This is a genomic window from Pseudomonas sp. SCB32 (genome assembly GCF_009189165.1).
Taxonomy (GTDB): Bacteria; Pseudomonadota; Gammaproteobacteria; order Pseudomonadales; family Pseudomonadaceae; genus Pseudomonas.
In genome coordinates this window covers 999,838-1,020,277 of sequence record NZ_CP045118.1, presented here as the reverse complement: position 1 = coordinate 1,020,277, position 20,440 = coordinate 999,838, and the positions used below count along the sequence as shown (strand labels likewise).

16 protein-coding genes and 3 tRNA genes are annotated in these 20,440 nt (G+C 63.0%); 12 read left to right on the top strand and 7 right to left on the bottom strand.

All coding sequences use genetic code 11. The annotated features are described in order from the left end of the window. Positions 1-78: 78 nt before the first annotated feature. The 3 genes from GA645_RS04865 to GA645_RS04855 all read right to left on the bottom strand — a co-directional run bounded on the left by GA645_RS04865 (position 79) and on the right by GA645_RS04855 (position 322). A tRNA-Lys gene (locus GA645_RS04865) sits at positions 79-154 on the bottom strand. Between the two features lie 6 nt (positions 155-160). Beyond that, positions 161-237: transfer RNA gene (locus GA645_RS04860), tRNA-Pro, on the bottom strand. A gap of 9 nt (positions 238-246) precedes the next feature. Further along, a tRNA-Asn gene (locus GA645_RS04855) sits at positions 247-322 on the bottom strand. 213 nt (positions 323-535) lie between these two features. Here GA645_RS04855 and GA645_RS04850 point away from each other — a divergent pair. Next, entirely contained in the window at positions 536-2,836 is a 2,301-nt protein-coding gene (locus GA645_RS04850) for a DUF1631 domain-containing protein (protein ID WP_178119485.1), read from the top strand. A 10-nt stretch (positions 2,837-2,846) separates the two neighbouring features. Beyond that, positions 2,847-3,200, top strand: coding sequence for a PilZ domain-containing protein (locus GA645_RS04845; RefSeq protein ID WP_152220463.1), 354 nt, complete (start codon positions 2,847-2,849; stop codon positions 3,198-3,200). Positions 3,201-3,252: 52 nt separating this feature from the next. Here the strand turns inward: GA645_RS04845 and clpB are convergent, their stop codons facing one another. The 3 genes from clpB to rluD form a co-directional block, all read right to left on the bottom strand. After that, complete coding sequence (gene clpB / locus GA645_RS04840) at positions 3,253-5,817, bottom strand: ATP-dependent chaperone ClpB (RefSeq protein WP_152220461.1); 2,565 nt, start codon at positions 5,815-5,817, stop codon at positions 3,253-3,255. A 233-nt stretch (positions 5,818-6,050) separates the two neighbouring features. Next, positions 6,051-6,776 carry a peptidoglycan editing factor PgeF gene (gene pgeF / locus GA645_RS04835; protein ID WP_152220459.1) on the bottom strand — a complete coding sequence of 242 codons (726 nt, stop codon included), beginning with the start codon at positions 6,774-6,776 and terminating at the stop codon, positions 6,051-6,053. Beyond that, a complete protein-coding gene (rluD, locus tag GA645_RS04830; protein ID WP_152220457.1) occupies positions 6,773-7,732 on the bottom strand; it encodes a 23S rRNA pseudouridine(1911/1915/1917) synthase RluD in 960 nt (319 codons plus the stop codon). Before rluD ends, pgeF begins: the two co-directional genes overlap by 4 nt. 149 nt (positions 7,733-7,881) lie before the next feature. On the opposite strand from rluD, the gene GA645_RS04825 reads away from it, so the two are divergent. The 4 genes from GA645_RS04825 to GA645_RS04810 all read left to right on the top strand — a co-directional run bounded on the left by GA645_RS04825 (position 7,882) and on the right by GA645_RS04810 (position 12,216). Then, positions 7,882-8,907, top strand: a complete 1,026-nt coding sequence (locus GA645_RS04825; RefSeq protein ID WP_152220455.1) for an outer membrane protein assembly factor BamD — start codon at positions 7,882-7,884, stop codon at positions 8,905-8,907. A 137-nt stretch (positions 8,908-9,044) separates the two neighbouring features. Beyond that, the gene (locus tag GA645_RS04820) at positions 9,045-9,281 is read left to right on the top strand and encodes a PP0621 family protein (RefSeq protein WP_152220453.1); all 237 of its coding nucleotides are present in this window, start codon (positions 9,045-9,047) and stop codon (positions 9,279-9,281) included. Continuing rightward, positions 9,271-10,860 carry a PAS domain-containing sensor histidine kinase gene (locus tag GA645_RS04815; RefSeq protein WP_152220451.1) on the top strand — a complete coding sequence of 530 codons (1,590 nt, stop codon included), beginning with the start codon at positions 9,271-9,273 and terminating at the stop codon, positions 10,858-10,860. Before GA645_RS04820 ends, GA645_RS04815 begins: the two co-directional genes overlap by 11 nt. 15 nt (positions 10,861-10,875) lie before the next feature. Beyond that, positions 10,876-12,216: a sigma-54 dependent transcriptional regulator gene (locus tag GA645_RS04810; protein ID WP_152220449.1), complete on the top strand. Its 1,341-nt coding sequence runs from the start codon at positions 10,876-10,878 to the stop codon at positions 12,214-12,216. A gap of 13 nt (positions 12,217-12,229) precedes the next feature. On the opposite strand, the gene thiO is transcribed toward GA645_RS04810, so the two are convergent. Next, positions 12,230-13,339 carry a glycine oxidase ThiO gene (gene thiO / locus GA645_RS04805; protein WP_152220447.1) on the bottom strand — a complete coding sequence of 370 codons (1,110 nt, stop codon included), beginning with the start codon at positions 13,337-13,339 and terminating at the stop codon, positions 12,230-12,232. Positions 13,340-13,527: 188 nt separating this feature from the next. Between thiO and GA645_RS04800 the strand changes: the two genes are divergently transcribed. The 6 genes from GA645_RS04800 (at position 13,528) to GA645_RS28955 (ending at position 20,434) form a co-directional block, all read left to right on the top strand. Further along, on the top strand, positions 13,528-14,040 hold the full coding sequence (locus GA645_RS04800) for a GspH/FimT family protein (protein ID WP_152220445.1): 513 nt from the start codon (positions 13,528-13,530) through the stop codon (positions 14,038-14,040). 150 nt (positions 14,041-14,190) lie between these two features. After that, positions 14,191-14,679 carry a GspH/FimT family pseudopilin gene (locus GA645_RS04795; RefSeq protein ID WP_152220444.1) on the top strand — a complete coding sequence of 163 codons (489 nt, stop codon included), beginning with the start codon at positions 14,191-14,193 and terminating at the stop codon, positions 14,677-14,679. Beyond that, positions 14,676-15,134, top strand: a complete 459-nt coding sequence (pilV, locus tag GA645_RS04790) for a type IV pilus modification protein PilV (protein ID WP_152220442.1) — start codon at positions 14,676-14,678, stop codon at positions 15,132-15,134. Before GA645_RS04795 ends, pilV begins: the two co-directional genes overlap by 4 nt. Next, positions 15,131-16,027, top strand: coding sequence for a PilW family protein (locus tag GA645_RS04785; RefSeq protein WP_152220440.1), 897 nt, complete (start codon positions 15,131-15,133; stop codon positions 16,025-16,027). The genes pilV and GA645_RS04785 overlap by 4 nt, the downstream gene beginning before the upstream one ends. Before the next feature lie 35 nt (positions 16,028-16,062). Then, on the top strand, positions 16,063-16,494 hold the full coding sequence (locus tag GA645_RS04780; RefSeq protein WP_256676067.1) for a PilX N-terminal domain-containing pilus assembly protein: 432 nt from the start codon (positions 16,063-16,065) through the stop codon (positions 16,492-16,494). A 22-nt stretch (positions 16,495-16,516) separates the two neighbouring features. Beyond that, positions 16,517-20,434 (top strand): pilus assembly protein, encoded by a 3,918-nt coding sequence (locus tag GA645_RS28955; protein ID WP_152220436.1) that lies wholly within the window; start codon positions 16,517-16,519, stop codon positions 20,432-20,434. The last annotated feature ends 6 nt before the right edge of the window (positions 20,435-20,440 follow it).

Below are 20,440 nucleotides of genomic sequence, written 5' to 3'. Positions count from 1 at the left end.
CACCTATGAAGGTGGGCTTTTCGTGTGAAGCGGCTTTTACTCCGCTTCCAGCATCTGCCGATACAGATGCCTTGAATATGGTGGGTCGTGTAGGATTCGAACCTACGACCAATTGGTTAAAAGCCAACTGCTCTACCGACTGAGCTAACGACCCAAATGTTGGTCGGGGTAGGGGGATTCGAACTCCCGACATCTTGCTCCCAAAGCAAGCGCGCTACCGGACTGCGCTATACCCCGTTTGAAAGTTGGCTCCGCGACCTGGACTCGAACCAGGGACCCAATGATTAACAGTCATTTGCTCTACCGACTGAGCTATCGCGGAACGACGAGCCTTCCAATCTCTTCTACTATCTTCCGGCTTCACCGGATTCCCGTATCAGAGGCGCGCCATTTTACGTATATCGAAACGTCTGTCAACACTCTGATCCAAAAAGTTTTTCTCCGCTTTGCATGGGAGCAGGCGGGTTGCTATATCTGCATGAATAGCAGGTGTGATCACCACGGGTGTAACGGGCCGGTCAGGAACAGGAAGAGCATGAGCACCAAGGACATCCCACCACCCTCCTCCATCGCCAACCGCATCATCCAGCCGCGGTTCGGCGAGCTGATGCAAGCCTGCAGGCAAATGGCGATGAACCGCCTGGCCGAGTTGCTCGGCAATGTCTTTGCCCAGGTTGACGACACGCTGTTCGAATGTGCCGAGAAGGCCGAGAACAATCAGGTCCAGGCGCTGTTCTTCGACGCCATGCGGCAGATCCGCCGGGAACGCCCCGCACTGGAGCGCTATTACCACCAGCGTATCGCCCAGGGATTGAGCGACTTCCTCGAAGGCACCTTGCCAGCCGACAACCCTTATGACGAACTGGACGCGGATCGGCTGACGCTAATCGAGCACGACGAATATGAAGAGACCCTGCTCATCATCAATATGGTGAACCAGGTGAAGGCGCAGTGCGTCCAGTCGCTGTTCGCCCTCGGTCAGCGCATGGCGCTGCTCAACAACGGCAGCAGGATCGGTGAAGACCGCAATCCCTTCGGCCCCCAGGTCATCGCCCGCGCTTATAGCGAGACCCTGGCGCAGGCTGCCTTCCCCCTGCGCGTCAAAACCATCCTTTATGTGCTGTTCGACCAGCAGGTGATGCACCATCTGGCGCCGCTCTACGATCAGCTCAACCAGCGCCTGATCGACGCCGGCATCCTGCCGAACCTCAAGTACCATGCGCCCGAAAAACGGCCCGCCCCGGCGCCGCGCCCTGCCGCACCCGAGCCGGGCAGCACTGCGCCCGACAGTGCCCCACCCTTGCAGCCACACCACTACAACATCAGTGACCTGCCGGATATCCCACCGAGCGATCGCAGCGCACTGTTCGGTGGACTGGCGGTCCTGCTGGCCGAGTACCGGCGACGGGGCAACAAGGCCACGCTGTTCGGCAACAGTCACAGTATCGTCAGCTTCGGCCCTTCCGCCGAGGCCTCCACCACCACCTACAGCGCCAGCGAGCTGCTGGAAGCACTGAACCGCCTGCAGCGCGAGTCGGCCCACGAACTGGCCCAGCGCCTGCGTCAGCCACAGCCGGTGGAAGCCCTGAAGGCCGACCTGCAGCGCGAGCTGGAAGCTGGGGCCGTGCAACCCGGCAATACCCGCCTGACCGACCAGGAAGCCGATGTCATCGACCTGGTGGGCATGGTCTTCGACTTCATCCTTGATGATGAAAACCTGCCCGACAGCTGCAAGACCACCCTTTCCCACCTGCACACGCCCTATCTCAAGGTCGCCCTGCAGGACAAACAACTGTTCACCCAACATAACCATCCGGCGCGCAAGCTGCTCAACGCCATGGCCCAGGCCGGGGTGATCTACGGCGGCGAGGATGAAGAGCGCAGCCTGCTGGCAAAGATGCACTGGGTCGTGGAGCGGGTGATCCAGGACTTCGTCGGCGACCTCGATCTGTTCGACGCGCTGTTCGGCGAGTTCAATGAGTTTGTCGCCAACCTGCGCCAGAAGGTGGAGCTGCGCGAACGCCGCGCCATGGAAGCGGCACGCGGCCGCGACCGCCTGCTGGCCGCCCGCGAGCAGGCGGTCGCGGCCATTGCCACCATTACCGGCGGCCGCGACTTGCCGCCACTGGTGCGCAACTTCCTCGAACTGAGCTGGAGCGATGCGCTGACCTTCATTTCACTGCGGGCCGGAGAACACAGCGACGAGTGGAAGCGCGCCTGCGAAGTCGGCGAGCAACTGGCCTGGAGCGTCACCCCGCTGGATGAAGCAGGACGCGAGCATCTCCAGGCGCTGCGCCTCGGCCTGCTGGACGAGCTGCGCAAGGGCCTGGAACTGCTGGGCGGTTACCACGAGGACGGTATCCGCCGCCTGCTACAGGATCTGGTCGCCTGCCAGCACGCGATCCAGGCCCAGCAGCCGCAGGTCGCGGCCCAGTTCAAGCAGGACCTTCCCGAAAGCCCACTGGGGGTCATGCTCGGCGCGGAAGGCCACAACCTTGACCGCAACACCGGCGAGCCCCTGTCCGAGCACACCCGTGGGCTGATCAAGGAATTGGCGCAGGTGGAATTCGGCACCTGGTTCGAATTCCACGACGTCACGCCGCCGCGCCGACTCAAACTGTCGTGGTTCAGCCCGACCACCCGCAACTATATGTTCGTCGATCACACCGGCCAGCGCGTCGCCGTCAAACCGTTAGTGCAGTTGGCGCGGGATATGGAGGAAGGCAAGGTCCGTCTGGCACCTACGGAACACACCATCCCGCTGATGGATCGCGCACTGAGTACGGTTTACCGAATCTTGAAACGCATCACCGGGCGCACCCCGGAACAGAACTGAGGAGCACTCGATGAGTGAACGTCGCCAACACAATCGGCACCAGACCGGGCTGACCGTGGAGGTCCTCGACCGCCACTCCGGGCGCAGCCTCGGACGCCTCGCCGATTTGTCCAGCGAAGGTTTCATGCTCTGCGGCGTGGACGTACCGAATGTCGACTCGGTCTGGGACTGCCGCCTGATCCCACAGCCGCCCCTGGATGGAATCGGCGAGATCCAGCTGGGCGCCGACTGCCTCTGGAGCCGTGGCGGCGCCGATGGTCAACTGGGTTGGGCGGGTTTCCATATCATCGACCTCGCCGAGGATCAGGCCCAGTCACTGGAGCGCCTGCTAAGCCTGCTGGAAGAGGCCCGAGAGAACCGCTGAGGCCTGATATGAAAAAGCCCCGCAGTGCGGGGCTTTTTCATGGTTCTCCAGATCAGGAGAAGACGATCTCGTCGCCCTCCACCTTGGCGTGGATCTTCGTGCCTGGCAGGAACTTGCCGGCCAGGATCAGTTGCGCCAGCGGGTTCTCGATCCAGCGCTGGATCGCACGCTTGAGTGGACGGGCGCCGTACACCGGGTCGAAACCGACCGCGATCAGCTTGTCCATCGCATCGGCGCTCAGCTCCAGGCTCAGCTCGCGCTCGGCCAGACGTTTGCGCAGGCGGCCCATCTGGATCTGGGCGATGCCGGCGATCTGCTCGCGGGCCAAGGGTTCGAACACCACCACTTCGTCGATCCGGTTGATGAACTCCGGACGGAAGTGCGTGTTCACCGCATCCATGACCGCCGCTCGCTGGGCTTCGCGGTCGCCGACCAGCTCCTGGATCTGCGCCGAACCGAGGTTCGAGGTCATCACGATCACGGTGTTGCGGAAGTCCACGGTACGCCCGTGGCTGTCGGTCAGGCGGCCGTCTTCCAACACCTGCAGCAAGACGTTGAAGACGTCCGGGTGAGCCTTCTCCACCTCGTCCATCAGCACCACGGAGTACGGTTTGCGGCGCACCGCTTCGGTCAGGTAGCCGCCCTCTTCATAGCCGACATAGCCCGGAGGCGCGCCGATCAGACGAGCCACGGAGTGCTTCTCCATGAACTCGGACATGTCGATACGCACCAGCGCCTCCTCGGTGTCGAAGAGGAACTCGGCAAGGGCCTTGCACAGCTCGGTCTTGCCTACCCCGGTCGGGCCGAGGAAGAGGAAGGAGCCGCTGGGGCGATTCGGGTCAGCCAGGCCGGCGCGGGAACGGCGCACGGCGTTGGCCACAGCCACCACGGCTTCGCTCTGGCCGATCACGCGGCGGTGCAGCTCTTCCTCCATACGCAGCAGCTTCTCGCGCTCGCCTTCAAGCATCTTGGACACCGGTATGCCGGTCCATTTGGCGACGACTTCGGCGATTTCTTCCTCGGTCACCTTGTTGCGCAGCAGCTGCTTCTCGGTCTGGCCGTGCTGGTCGACCATCTGCAGGCTGCGTTCCAGGTCCGGGATGGTCTGGTACTGGATGCGCGCCATGGTTTCCAGGTCGCCCTTGCGCCGGGCCGCTTCCATTTCCTGCTTGGCCTGCTCGATCTTCTGCTGGATCTGGGCGGAACCCTGGACTTCGGCTTTCTCCGATTTCCAGATTTCTTCCAGATCGGCGTACTCACGCTCGAGCTTGGCGATGTCTTCTTCGAGCTTGGCGAGGCGTTTCTTGGTGGCCTCGTCGTCTTCCTTCTTCAGCGCCTCGCGCTCGATCTTCAGCTGGATCAGGCGACGATCCAGACGATCGAGCTCCTCCGGCTTGGAGTCGATTTCCATGCGAATGCGACTGGCAGCCTCGTCGATCAGGTCGATGGCCTTGTCCGGCAGCTGGCGGTCGGTGATATAGCGATGGCTGAGCTTGGCCGCGGCGATGATCGCGCTGTCGGTGATGGTGACGCCGTGGTGCACCTCGTAGCGCTCTTTCAAGCCACGCAGGATGGCGATGGTGTCTTCCTCGCTCGGCTCATCCACCAGGACTTTCTGGAAGCGACGCTCCAGGGCGGCGTCCTTTTCGATGTACTGGCGGTACTCATCCAGGGTCGTGGCGCCCACGCAGTGCAGTTCGCCACGGGCCAGGGCAGGCTTGAGCATGTTGCCGGCATCCATGGCGCCCTCGGCCTTGCCGGCACCGACCATGGTGTGCAGTTCGTCGATGAACAGGATGATCCGGCCTTCCTGCTTGGAGAGCTCGTTGAGCACCGACTTCAGACGCTCCTCGAATTCACCGCGGAACTTGGCGCCGGCGATCAGCGCGCCCATGTCCAGCGCCAGCAGGCGCTTGTCCTTCAGGCCGTCCGGCACTTCGCCGTTGACGATGCGCTGGGCCAGGCCCTCGACGATGGCGGTCTTGCCCACGCCGGGCTCGCCGATCAGCACGGGGTTGTTCTTGGTGCGGCGCTGCAGGACCTGGATGGTCCGGCGGATTTCGTCGTCACGGCCGATCACCGGGTCGAGCTTGCCGTCTTCGGCGCGCTTGGTCATGTCGACGGTGTACTTGTCCAGCGCCTGGCGCGACTCCTCGGCGTTCGGGTCATTGACCGCCTCGCCGCCGCGCAGGTTGGCCACGGCGTTTTCCAAGGCTTTCTTGGTCACACCCTGGCTGCCCAGCAGCTTGCCAAGCTTATTGCTGTCGTCCATGGCAGCCAGCAGTACCAGTTCGCTGGAGATGAACTGGTCGCCCTTCTGCTGGGCAAGGCGGTCGGCTTGGTTAAGCAGACGCGCCAGATCCTGCGACAGGTTCACATCGCCGGTGGGACTCTGGATCTTCGGCAGCGAGTCCATCTCTTTATTGAGGGCGCTGCGCAGAGCCGGAATATCGAAGCCGACCTGCATCAGCAGGGGCTTGATGGAACCGCCCTGCTGCTCCAGCAGGGCGGAAATCAGGTGCACCGGCTCGATGGCCGGGTGGTCATGTCCAACGGCCAGGGACTGGGCATCGGAGAGGGCAAGCTGAAGCTTGCTGGTCAAACGGTCTATTCGCATGGGGGTCGTCCTTCCTTTCTATAGCGAGCCGGAGCGATGAGTGCTCCTGGTCACGACAAAGCTCGCCGGGATGCCAGATAGATAAGGACGATTTTGGTCGGTTCAAGCCATTTGGCCATGACACCGGTCAGTTGGTGCCGACGGAAACAGCTTAGGAAGGCAGTATTTGGGCTCCGCACCGCCTGTAGGAGCGCGATGGGTTCGCGAGCAAGCTCGCTCCTACGAAAAGCAGGTCAGGCGAGCCAGATCAGGCTGGCCAGGCGGCCGGTGCGGGAGCTGCGGCGGTAGGAATAGAAGCGCTCGGTGTCGGTGAAGGTGCAGAAATCCCCACCGTAGACCGCACTCACGCCCTTCGCTGCCAGGCGGATACGCGCCAGCTCATAGATATCGGCCATGAACTTGCCAGCATTGGCACTGGGCACGAAGGCGCGTGCGGATGCGGCGTGGTCCGCGAGGAAGGCCTCGCGCACTTCCGGGCCGACTTCGAAGGCTTGCGGGCCGATGGACGGGCCCAGCCAGACCAGCAATTCGTCCGGCGCAACGCCTAAAGCGTCGACCGTCGTTTCCAGCACGCCGTTGGCCAGACCGCGCCAGCCGGCATGGGCGGCGGCTACACGCGTACCGGCGCGGTCGCAGAACAGTGCGGGCAGGCAATCCGCCGTCATTACGGTGCAAGCGATTCCCGGCATCGAGCTCCAACTGGCATCCGCAGTGGCAACGACGGACGGATCCGCCTCGACCACGTCGATCCCGTGCACCTGGCTCAACCAGGCCGGTTGGCAGCCCAACTCCGTCGTCAGGCGACGGCGGTTCTCGGCGACCGCCGCCGGCTCATCGCCGACATGGTCGCCCAGGTTGAAGCTGTCGAAAGGTTCCACGCTGACACCACCGGCACGCGTGCTCACGCAGGCGCGGACATTCGCCGGAGCCGGCCAGTCAGGCGTCAGCCAAGGGCTCATACGAAGGACTCGTTATCCTGGCGCAGCAGGCTCAGCAGCCAGGTGAAGTCATCCGGTAGCGGCGATTCCCACTTCATGCGCACGTTGGTGGCCGGGTGGTCCAGCTCCAGGAAGCGCGCGTGCAGGGCCTGGCGGGGGAAGTCGCGCAGGGACTCGATCAGGGTCGGACTCGCGCCCGGCGGAATGCGGAAACGCCCGCCGTAGGTCGGATCGCCCACCAGCGGGTGACCGATATGCGTCATGTGGACACGAATCTGATGGGTACGGCCGGTCTCCAGCTTCACCCGCACATGGGTATGGGCGCGGAAGCGGTCAAGGACACGGTAATGGCTGATGGCAACCTTGCCGGCATCCACCACGGCCATCTTCTGCCGCTGCACGCCGTGACGGCCGATCGGTGCATCGACGGTGCCGCCGGAAACGATCACGCCGGTGACGATGGCTTCATAGATCCGACTGACGGTACGGGCCTGCAGCTGCGCCACCAGATTGGTGTGGGCCTCAAGGGTCTTGGCCACCACCATCAGACCAGTGGTGTCCTTGTCCAGGCGGTGCACGATGCCCGCGCGCGGCACGTTGGCCAGGTGCGGCACATGGTGCAGCAACGCGTTGAGCAGGGTGCCGTCCTGATGGCCGGCGGCAGGGTGAACTACCAGGCCGGTCGGCTTGTCGATGACCAGGATGTGGTCATCTTCATAGACGATGTCCAGCTCGATGTCCTGGGCCTTCCATTCGCCCTGGGCTTCCAGCTCCACCTGCAGCGCCAGGCGGGAGCCGGCGTGCACGGTGTCGCGTGGGCGCAGCACGGCGCCGTCGACCGTCAGGCGGCCGTCCTTGATCCAGCCGGCCAGACGCGAGCGGGAGTGATCGGAGAAGAGCTGGGCGGCGACCTGGTCGAGACGCTGACCACCGAGGTCGAACGGCACTTCTGCCGCGAGTTGGATGATATCGGACATGACGGGACACGAAGGGCGCGCGGCCTTTTGGTTCAGCTGCGCGCTGTGGTTAAATACTGGGCCTTTGTCCCAGGGGTATTCCCCTGGGGCGCCAATCATAACAGACGGTTGCCGCCGCGACAGCCGACCGTCCAGGGACGCAAGCCGCCATGCAAGTGAAACACCTGCTGCTGATCGCCACCCTCGCCTTCGTCACCGCCTGCTCCTCCAAGGGCGATAAGGTGGATGAGAACCTGAGCGAAAGCCAGCTGTACCAGCAGGCACAGGACGATCTGAACAACAAGAGCTACACCAACGCCGTGGCCAAGCTGAAGGCGCTGGAGTCCCGCTATCCGTTCGGTCGTTATGCGGAACAGGCCCAGTTGGAACTGATCTACGCCAACTACAAGAACATGGAGCCCGAAGCCGCGCGTTCCGCCGCCGAGCGCTTCATCCGCCTGCACCCGCAGCACCCGAACGTCGACTACGCCTACTACCTGAAGGGCCTGGCGTCCTTCGACCAGGACCGTGGCCTGCTGGCGCGCTTCCTGCCGCTGGACATGACCAAGCGCGACCCGGGCGCCGCCCGCGACTCCTTCAACGAGTTCGCCCAACTGGTCAGCCGCTACCCGAACAGCCGCTACTCGCCGGACGCCAAGGCGCGCATGATCTACCTGCGCAACCTGCTGGCCGCCTATGAAGTGCACGTCGGCCACTACTACCTCAAGCGCCAGGCCTATGTCGCCGCCGCCAACCGCGGCCGCTACGTGGTGGAAAACTTCCAGGAAACCCCGGCCGTCGGCGATGGTCTGGCGATCATGGTCGAAGCCTACCAACGTCTGGGCATGAACGACCTGGCGGACTCCAGCCTGCAGACCCTGAAGCTGAACTACCCGGACAACCCGAGCCTGAAAGACGGTCAGTTCGTCCCGCGTGAAGACGAGGCCGACAACCGCTCCTGGCTGGCCAAGGCGACCCTGGGCCTGATCGAAACCAACGACGCCCCGCCGCAGATGGAAACCCAGGCGAGCAAGGACGTGATCAAGCAGTACGAAGACGCCGAGCAGCAGATCCCGGCCGAACTCAAGCCCGAGAACCAGACTGACGTGCAGGAAGAGCAGCACGGGGCCGAAGGTAACAGCGGCAGCAGCAATCGCTCCTGGTTCAGCTACATGACTTTTGGCATCTTCGACTGAGTGACGAAGATGCGCTGAGCAAGGGAGGCTTCGGCCTCCCTTTTTCATGGGCGATCATCTACCGGCGCGGACCACGTCTCTGTGCGCCAACCCACGCCTTGGATACACTGCGGTTCTCAATGGAATAAGGGAACGCCATGACCCGTCTGCTGTTCTGGATCGTACTGTTCGCGCTCGGTTGGTGGCTTTGGCGCAAGGCCACCCGCCCTGCCCGCTCCAATCCGCCGGAGCCGCGCGAGGAGCAGACCGTGCCGATGGTCCGCTGCGCCCAGTGCGGGGTACATGTTCCGCGCAGCAATGCCCTGCAGGACGAAAGCAACTGGTACTGCAGCCGCGCTCATCTCGAGCAGGACCGCGCCGACCGTGGCCGCTGAGGGCATTTCGCTCACCGGGCCGGGACGGCGCGTCCTGCGCCTGTATCACCTGTATCGCCTGACCATCGGCCTGGTACTGGTACTGCTGATTTCCAGCAACCTTGACGGCGAAGTTCTCACTCCAGCCCATAGCGAGCTGTTCCACATCGGCTGCTGGGCCTACCTGGTAGTGAACATCCTGATCGCCGTGCTGATGCCAACGCCCCGCCAGTTGATGCCCCTGTTCATACTGGCGGCACTGGACGTACTGATGCTCAGCGGGCTGTTCTACACAGCTGGCGGCATCCCGAGCGGTATTGGCACGCTGATGGTGATCGCCGTCGCCATCGCCAATATCCTGTTGCGCGGCCGGATCGGCCTGCTGATCGCAGCCCTGGCGTCCATCGGGCTGATCTACCTGACCTTCTATATCAGCCTTACCCAGGCGGTCGCCTTCAACCATTACGTACAGGCCGGTGGCCTGGGCGCCCTGTGCTTCGCCTCGGCCCTGCTGATCCAGGCGCTGGCGCGCCGCCAGCAGGTCATCGAGAACCTCGCGGAACAACGGGCCACCACGGTGGCCAACCTCGAAGAGCTCAACGCCCTGATTCTCCAGCGCATGCGCACGGGCATTTTGGTGCTGGACGATCAGCAACACGTGCTGCTGGCCAACCAGAGCGCTACTGCCATGCTTGGCAGTCAGACGCTGACCGGGCGCCCACTGGTCGAGCACAATCCGGACCTGCTCAGCAGCCTGCAGCAGTGGCAGCAGAACCCCGCCCTGCGCCCGACAAGCCTGCAACCCCACGACACCGCCCCCAGCGTGCAGCCGGCCTTCATTCCCCTGAGTCGCGGCAATGAACAGCACACCCTGATTTTCCTCGAGGACATCTCTCAGATCGCACAACAGGCGCAACAGCTCAAGCTGGCCGCCCTCGGCCGCCTGACTGCCGGCATCGCCCACGAAATCCGCAACCCCCTGGGCGCCATCAGCCACGCCGCGCAACTGCTCCTGGAGTCCGAAGAACTCGACCCGCCGGACCGGCGGCTGACGCAGATCATCCAGGACCAGTCGCGCCGGATGAACCTGGTGATCGAGAACGTGCTGCAATTGTCCCGTCGACGCCAGGCCGAACCACAGCTGCTCGACCTGAAATACTGGCTGCACCGATTCGCCGGCGAACACCGCGAAGGGTTGCGCGCAGGACAGCAGCTGCATGTCGAAACGGGGCCTGGCACCGTGCAGACGCGCATCGACCCGCACCAGCTGACCCAGGTGCTGACCAACCTGGTCCAGAATGGGTTACGGTACAGCGCCAAGAAGAACGACATCGGCCAGGTGTGGCTGCAACTGTTCCGCGACAGCGAAACTGACCTGCCGGTCCTTGAGGTCCTGGACGATGGCCCGGGCATTGCGGCGGAACAACGGGCCAAGCTGTTCGAGCCGTTCTTCACCACCGAAAGCAAGGGCACGGGGCTTGGGCTGTACATCTCCCGGGAACTCTGTGAAAGCAACCAGGCGCGCCTGGACTATAAATCGCGTGACGAAGGCGGCAGTTGCTTCCGTATAACCTTCGCCCACCCACGCAAACAAAGCTAAGAACACGCAAAGACCATGAGTCGTCAAAAAGCCCTGATCGTCGATGACGAACCCGATATTCGCGAGCTGCTGGAGATCACCCTTGGCCGCATGAAGCTGGATACCCGAAGCGCCCGCAACGTCAAGGAAGCGCGCGAGTTCCTGGCCCGCGAGCCGTTCGACTTCTGCCTCACCGACATGCGCCTGCCCGACGGCACCGGCCTGGATCTGGTGCAGTACATCCAGCAGCGCCATCCGCAGACACCCGTGGCGATGATCACCGCCTTCGGCAGCCTGGACACCGCCGTGCAGGCACTCAAGGCCGGCGCCTTCGACTTCCTCACCAAGCCGGTCGACCTGGGACGCCTGCGCGAGCTGGTCAGCACGGCGCTGCGTCTGCGCTTCCCCGATGCCGAGGAGGCCCCGGTGGACAACCGTCTACTGGGCGACTCGCCTCCCATGCGGCAGATGCGCAATCAGATTGCCAAACTGGCGCGCAGCCAGGCGCCGGTCTACATCAGCGGTGAATCCGGCAGCGGCAAGGAACTGGTGGCCCGGTTGATCCATGAGCAGGGCCCACGCTCGAACATCGCCTTCGTTCCGGTGAACTGCGGTGCAATTCCGTCGGAGCTGATGGAAAGCGAGTTCTTCGGCCACAAGAAAGGCAGCTTCACTGGCGCGGTGGAAGACAAGCAGGGCCTGTTCCAGGCCGCCAACGGTGGCACCCTGTTCCTCGACGAGGTTGCCGACCTGCCGTTGCCCATGCAGGTCAAGCTGCTGCGCGCAATCCAGGAAAAGGCCGTGCGCGCCGTCGGCGGCCAGCAGGAAAACTCGGTGGACGTGCGCGTACTCTGCGCGACCCACAAGGACCTCGCGGCTGAAGTAGCCGCCGGTCGCTTCCGCCAGGACCTGTACTACCGCCTCAACGTCATCGAATTGCGCGTTCCGCCGCTGCGAGAGCGCCGCGACGACATACCACTGCTCACCGACCGCGTGCTCCAGCGCCTGGCCGGCGATGCAGGACTGCCCGTGGCGGCCGTCAGCCCCGACGCTGTGGAGAAGCTCAAGAGCTACCGTTTCCCCGGCAACGTGCGCGAGCTGGAGAACATGCTCGAGCGCGCCTACACCCTGTGCGAGAACGATGTGATCCAGGCGCAGGACCTGCGCCTGGCCGAAACCGCCAGCAGCGGCGACGGAAGCGCAGAGGCCAGCCTCGCGCAGATCGACAACCTCGAGGACTACCTGGAAGACATCGAGCGCAAGCTGATCATGCAGGCCCTCGAAGAGACCCGCTGGAACCGCACTGCGGCGGCGCAGCGACTCGGGCTTACGTTCCGATCAATGCGCTATCGACTGAAGAAGCTGGGGATCGATTGATCCCCTATCGGCCTCAGACGATGGGTGTCGGCACCAGGCGCCCTTCCGGCGCGTAGGGTGCCGCTTCGATGATCGGCTGACGCTGCTGCATCAGGTCTGCCAGCAACTGGCAGGACGCCGGCGCCAGCACCAGACCGTTGCGGTAATGCCCGGTGTTCAGCCACAAGCCGCCATGCCCCGGCACCTCGCCGATGAACGGAATGCCCTGTGGCGACCCTGGACGCAGCCCCGCCCAATGCTTGACCGGCTCCTGCTCCGCCAGCGCGGGAATCAGCTCCTCGGCGGACGCTCGCAGACTCGCCAGCGCTTCATCAGAGGGCGTCTTGTCGAAGCCGGCATGCTCCAGGGTGCTGCCCACCAAGATATGGCCGTCGCGCCGGGGAATCGCGTAGCGTCCCTTTGCAAGCACCATGCTGGAGAGGAAGTCGGGGGCGCAGCGGTAGAGGATCATCTGGCCTTTGACCGGCTCAACCGGCAATTCCAATCCCAGTTTCGCCAATAGCTGACCACTCCAGGCCCCCGCCGCCAATACCACCGAGTCCGCGACGAAATCGCCCTGAGCGGTGCTGACGCCCTGTACCCGCGCCCCCGTCCACAGGAACCCAGTCACCTCGACCTGCTCGCGCACGGAAACGTTTGGCATACGCACCAGCGCCTCACGCAGCGACCTGGCCAGGCGCGGATTTCGCACATTGGCGACACCAGACATGTACACCGCCCGGCTGAAACCCTGACCCAGCACGGGAACGGCGTCGTGCACGGCGCAGATGTCCACCTCGGACAGCGGACGCCCCTGGGCACGGGCCCAGGCCAGCGCTTCGTCCTGGTCATCCAGATCCAGCCAGTACAGGCCGGTCACATGGACTTCCGGGTCTACGCCGGTGTCAGCCAGCAGCCGCTGCCCCAGACCCGGATAGAAGTCCTGCGACCAGTGCGCCAGATTGGCCACCGCGCGGCTGTAGCGCCAGGGATAGAGTGGCGAAACGATCCCGCCGCCGGCCCAGGAGGCCTCACGCCCGGTCTCGCCCCGTTCCAGCAGGAGCACCTCGGCCCCGGCCTGTCCCAGGGTCCAGGCCGACAACAACCCGACGACCCCGCCGCCCACCACGATCACATCCGGCATACAACGCCCCACATCACTTACGAAAAACCAAAGGAAATCGCCAGTCGAGCACTATACCGGGCAACGGGATCGACCGGGTGACGGGCGACAACTACAGACACCCCGGAAACGCCCTACGACGGCATCAGGCACTACAAAACTGGCAGCTCCGATAATCCCTGACGGGAACCACAAACCAGGGACGGAACATGCGCAAACATAACGGCCTAGGCCTCATCGAACTGCTGGTGGTTCTGGCCGTCCTCGCCGTCGCCCTCTCCCTCGCAGTGCCGGGCTTCGGTCGCCTGCTCGAAGAGCACCGCCTGCAGGTTGCCACGCAGGAGTTGCACAGCGCCCTGAATCAGGCGCGCACGACTGCCGTGCTGAGCGGGCAACCGATCAGCATCGCGGCACTCGACGGCAACTGGGCCCGGGGCTGGACACTGTTCGTCGACAGCAATAACAACGGCGTTCGCGAACCCACCGAGCAATTGCTGTCGGCCCACGCCGCCCTCGCGCACATCACCGTCACTCCGGACAGCACGTCGCGCCGCTACGTCCACTACACACCCGGCGGCTACAGCATCCAGCCCAGTGGCGCCTTCCACTCCGGGCACTTCCTACTCTGCGCCAGCACGCTGTCCGCCTCCCGGATCGTGATCAACAGGGCAGGAAGAATTCGCCAGGAATCCGCAGAGATGGACCCGGTCTGTCCCCGCTGACCCACGTCACGTTCGCGCCGCGACGCCTGTCACATATGCACCAACGGCATGACCGAACATCGCGCTATAACGAACGGTCATCCGTCCGCGTAGGACTTTTCGTACGACAGACGGCAGCATTGCCGCGACTTTAGAAGCGAGGAATGCGCCATGTTGCGCCCCAAGGGATTGGCTGGATTTACGCTGATCGAGCTGATGGTGACCATCGTTGTCCTGGTCATCCTCATCAGCGTCGCCGCACCGTCCTTCACCAGCACCCTTCGCGACAGCCAGGTCGCGACGACCAGTGGCGAGTTGCAGACCGCCCTGCAACTGGCTCGATCGGAAGCCGTCATGCGGCACAATCGGGTGACAGTCTGCCGCCGCAACGCAGCGGGCGACGACTGCGAGAACGGCACCGACTGGAGCACTGGATGGCTGCTCCGGCAAAGCGGCGGCGACATCATCAAGGTCTGGCAAGCCCCCTCCGATGTCGCCATCGTCGGCCCGAACAGCGGCGTCACCTATCAGGGCAATGGGATGGTCAGTACCGCCACCAGCCTTTCGGTTTCGCAATCGAGCTGCAGCGGCAAGCAGAAGCGCACGATATCCGTCGCGCTGAGCGGCTTGACCAAGATCGAGAAGGCGGACTGCCAGTGACCAGACTACCGGCACAACAGGGCGCGACCCTGCTCGAAGTTCTGATTGCGGTGGTGATTCTCGCGGTAGGGCTACTGGGCATGGCCGGACTACAGGCCACCAGCATCCAGACCAACCAGGGCGCGTACTACCGCTCCCAGGCCAGCATCCTTGCCAACGACATGGCCGACCGCATGCGCGCCAACCGCGACAAGGCTCTGGCCGGCGACTACAGCATGAGCGATTTCCCGGCCTCCTCCTCCAGCAACGGCGTGACCGGTACCCGCGCAGCAAAGGACCAGGCCGAGTGGCTCAATCGGCTCGCGGAGTCACTACCCGACGGCACCGGCAAGGTCACTTTGAACGCCAACGTCTTCACCATTGCCGTACGCTGGAACGACAACCGGGCCCGCATCAAGGCGACAAGCGATACCAGCACCCCCGCGGAAACCTTCGAGTACCGGACGCGCCTATGAAACTCGCTCGCCACTCAACGCAGTCGGGCCTGTCCCTGGTCGAGCTGATGATCGCCATGCTGCTGGGACTCCTGCTGATCGGCGGCGTGCTGCAGATATTCCTCTCCAGCAAGCAGACGTTCAGCTCCAATACCGCCCTTTCCCGCGTGCAGGAAAACGGCCGCTTCGCCATGACCTTCCTCACCTATGACCTGCGCAACGCCGGATACAAGGGTGAATGTGTCAGCGTACTGAACAATCTCACCAACCTCACGGATGCACGCTACACCCTGGATATGGCGTTGCAGGGTTGGGAGAGCGGTCAGAGCATCCCGAACTGGTTCTCGGGGGCTCGCCGCAGCGGAACGGACGCCATCCTGATCAAGCACGCCGCCGCAGCCAGCGGGGCGACTCCTTCGGCAGCCTCCGCCAGCGATAGCATCAGTACGACAGCAGCAACCGGAATCGCCCAGGGTACGCTTCTCGTCCTGTCCGACCCGATCGGATGCGACATGTTCCGCAACAACTCCGGGGCCAGCAGCTCCGCCGTGTCGGTGGATGGCGCATCCTTCGGGCACACCTACCCGACTACATCGGACATCCTCAAGTTCGAAAGCACCCTCTACTTCATCAACAACAACTCAGCGGGCAATCCCTCCCTCTACCGCATTCGCTACAACAGCGGCTCGACCGCCGAGGAGGTGGCCGAAGGTATTCAGGATCTGCAGATCAAGTACGCCGTCGGCAATGTGAATGGCGCCATTTCCGGAGACTACGTGGACGCCTCGAGCATCTCGGACTGGTCCAAGGTGGTTTCGGCACAGGTCACCCTTACAGCCGTCAGCACTGATAGCGCCAACCCCATAACACGCATCTTCACCTCGACCATCGGCCTCAGGAATCGCCTGCCATGAACATCAACAGGACTCCCCGGGCGCAACGAGGCGCAGTGCTGCTCGTAGCACTGATCATGCTCCTGCTCCTTACCATCATCGGCATCAGCAGTATGCGCAGCACTACGATGCAGGAGCGCATGGCCGGCAACCTGCGCGATGAAAGCCACGCGCTGCAATCCGCCGAAGCCGCGATGCGACAGGGCGAGGCCGCCGTCAAGGCCCAGTCGGTAACCCACTGGCAGGACTATGTGTCCAGCAGCTCATGGGACAACGCCAGCGACATCTCGGGGTTGACCACTCCCCAGTACCGGCTGACCACCCTGCCGGGCGTCACCATCGTGAAGGCGGGGTCGTCTCTGGAAGCCGGCGCGCCCATCACCGTAGCCGTAGTGAGAGTCGAGGCGCATGGGTTTGGCGCCGTGCAGGGCTCCGATGGCAATGCCGCCACCACCTATCAACTGAAGTCGATGTACATCAAGCGCTGACTTGCCTTTCGGGAATTCCTACATGCTCAAGAAACTTGCAACCCCCGGGAAGCTGGGCGTCTGGTGCTCGTCGTTCCTCAGCTTCAGCATCCTCTTCACCCAGGCGGTAGACGTCCAGGCTGCGGTGTCCCAGACCCCCATGCTGCTGGGCAGCTCCAACGTACCGGGCAGCCTGGCACTGGTGCCCTCGGTGGAATGGCCAACCATCCTGTCGATCGCCAACCTCGGCGCTTACAGCTCAGCGAAGAAATACACCGGCTACTTCGATCCGGGTAAGTGCTACCAGTATCGCTACGACAGCTCCAAGCAGTTGTACAACTACAGCAAGAGCACTGCGCTGAACAATACCGATGCGCAGAAGGTCATCGACACTTATTTCTACCCTGTAGGCAACGCAGCCTCCTACAAGTGCAACGTGAGCTCTGCCAAGAAGGAGTGGAGCGGAAACTTCCTGAATTGGGTGGGAACGCCGACCATCGACCCATTCCGCAGCGCACTGACTGGCGGCAACCGGATCCAGGACACTACCAACCTGACCGTACTGCAGAAGGCCCGGCATGATGGCCAGAGCAGTGCCGGCAACCGCATGACCAGCGGCCAGGGCATGCTGCCCAAGAGCGAAATCGCCGGCGCAACTCCGCTGGGCAGCGACTGGGGCGCCGTCTATATCCGCCTGCAAGGCCTTTACTACGACATGATGTTCTCGTCCGTGAATACAGCCATTGGCGGCAGCGATTCCTCCTCGAGCGGCAAAGGAGAGATCGTTGCGCAGTGGGTGGACTATGACGAAAACAACAGCGATCAGTGGACCAGCAACAGGCTCAAATCGACCTATACCAGCAGCAAGCAGACCAAGAACGTCTATCGACTGCGCGTCCAGGTAAAGGTCTGCGACAGCAGCATGCTGGAAAGCAACTGCAAGCGCTACGCAAGCAACTACAAGCCCGAGGGGCTGCTGCAGCAGTATTCCAACACGCTGCGCTACAGCGCCTTCAGCTATCTGAATGACTCGAGCGTCAATCGCGACGGCGGCATCCTGCGCGCCAACCAGAAGTACATCGGGCCAACCCTCGGCGATGGCGGCACCAACAACTCCCAAACCGAATGGGACCCCAGCACAGGCATCTTCGCCAGCAATCCGAACCCTGCCGACGCCACCAGCACCGGTAGCGGTATCGCCCAGAGCGGCGTGATCAACTACATCAATAAGTTCGGCTCGATGACCGACAAGGCCCACAAAAGCCTCGATCCGGTCAGTGAGCTCTATTACACGGCGATTCGCTACTACAAGAACCAGGGCAATGTATCCGCATACAGCAATGTAACCTCGGACAACTACAACACATTCGATGGTTTCCCGGTGGTCACCCAGTGGACGGACCCCATTACCTACGCCTGCCAGAAGAACGTCATCCTTGGCATTGGCGACGTGAACACCCACAACGACAAGAACCTGCCCGGCAATACCAACGCCACCAGTGAGCCCACCAAGCCGCAGGAGGTCTCAACCGACACGACAGTGGATGTAGTCCAGGCAACCAACAAGGTCGCCAGCCTGGAAGGTGTCGATCTCAAGGCATCGAGCAGCTCTTTTACCGGCCGCAACAACTCGGCCTATATTGCGGGCCTGGCCTATGACTCGCACACCAAGGATATGCGTAGCGACATCGGCGGCAAGCAGACGGTCTCCACCTACTGGGCCGACGTTCAGGAAAACCAGAATCTGGCTGGACGGGCCTCCAACCAGTACTGGCTCGCCGCCAAATACGGCGGCTTCAAGGTTCCCACCAATTTCGATCCCTACAGTTCGACCGCCAGCCTGACCGACGATCTCTGGTGGACCAACGGAGAAACGCTGTCCACCGGCGACAAGCGTCCGGACAACTTCTTCGTCGCCAGCGACGCAGAAAAGATGGTCACCAGCCTGAAGACCGCCTTCGCCAACATCGTCCAGGAAGTGCGCAGCTCGACCACCTCGCTGGCGACCAACTCCACACAGTTGGACACTGGCAGCGCAATCTACCAGTCGCAGTACAACAGCGAACACTGGAGCGGTGACCTTCAAGCCAAAAGCGTCAACGGCAACGGCGTGGTCGCGACCACACCCAACTGGAGTGCGGCCGCCAGGCTGGATGCTCTGACCGACCTTTCGGCGCGCAAGATTTTCACGGCCAATACGCTTGCAGGTCAGGCAGGAAATACCTATTTCACTACCACCAGCGGCGTAGACTTTACCTGGAGCACCCTGGACGCCGACACCAAAGTGGCACTCAGGCGCACCGCTGACGCCACGACCTCCGTCAGCGAAGCAGAAGCGCAGAACCGCCTGGCCTTCCTGCGTGGTGACCGGAGCCGCGAAGTCAGCACCAGCAATCCGACCAATCCCTACCGAGAGCGCAGCAGCCGGCTGGGCGACATCGTCAACTCCGACCCGCAATATGTCGCCAACCAGGACTTCGGCTACAACCTGCTGACCGGCAGCCAATGGGGCAACGCCGGCCCGGCCTACCTCACCTATCGCGCCAGCAGCAGCTACAAGAGCAAGAAGCCACTGGTGGTCCTCGGCGCGAACGACGGCATGCTCCACGGTTTCGACGGCACACTGAGCAACGGGGGAGCTGAACTCTTCGCCTATGTTCCACGCACCATTGCCGACAGCCTCTATCAGCTCACTCAGCCCGAATACAGCCATCGCTACTATGTGGACGGCTCTCCCGCCTTCTCCGACGCCTACATCGGCTCGAGCTGGAAGACCATTGTCGTGGGCACCACCGGCGCAGGCGGCAAGAGCGTGTTCGCCCTGGATGTCACCGCCCCGAGCAACATGACCAGCGGCAAGGTCCTGTGGGAGTTCACTGCGCCGGAAATGGGCAACCCCATGCAGCGCCCCGCCATCGTCGCCCTTGCCAACGGCAAGTTCGGCGTTGTCGTCACCAGCGGCTTCGTCAACAACGCGGTCAGCAGCGGCAAGGTGTGGATTCTGGATGCCGCCGACGGCTCGGTGATCAAGCAATTCACCATCACCACCACCGGTGGCCTGGCCGATCCGCTGGCTATCGATATCAATAATGACCGGGTTGCCGATCGCATCTATGTCGGCGATACCGTGGGCAACCTCTGGCGGCTGGATATCACCGGAACCGACCCGAGCAACTGGGGCGCGCCCAGCTCGCTGAACGGTGGAGCGCTGTTCCAGGCACGGGACAGCTCCAACCGGGTGCAACCGATCACCGCGCCGCTGGCCGCCGCCTTGAATACCGACGGCAAACCCATGGTGCTGTTCGGCACCGGCAGCTTCTATCAGACGATCGATACCGACCTGCAGCAGAACCAGCGCATCGAGTCGTTCTACGGTGTCATCGATGCCGGCACAACAGTTACCCGCGATGATCTGCTGGAGCAGAAAATCCTCGGCCAGCAAACCATCGGCGACAACCGGCTACGCGTCGTGAGCAATAACGCCATGACCACGGCGACGAAAGGCTGGTACCTGGACCTGCTGTGGAAACAGGCCCAGGGCGGCAGCAATACCCTGACGGGCGAGCGCGTAGTCTCCCGCCCAATACTGCGTGGCGGCGGCATCACCTTCACCTCGCTGACCCCCTCCGACGACCCCTGCACTGGCGGCGGTGTCAGCTGGATCATGGCGCTGGATGCCCTGGGCAATGGCCGCCTGCCGTACAACTACTTCGACGCCAACGGTGATGGCGTGATCAGCGATCAGGACTTCTACGTCGACAGCGCGGGCAACAAGATCCCCTACTCAGGCATCAGCGACTCGACCGACGGCGTGATCAAGACCCCGAGCTTCTTCAGCAAGGAAGATGGCGACGATCTGATCTGCTACGTCGGTTCCAAGGGCGGAGAGCCGCAATGCGCTCCCGTTCCGCCCGGGAATCGAACCTCAGGAAGGCTGTCCTGGCGCGAAGTGAATCGATAATGGAGA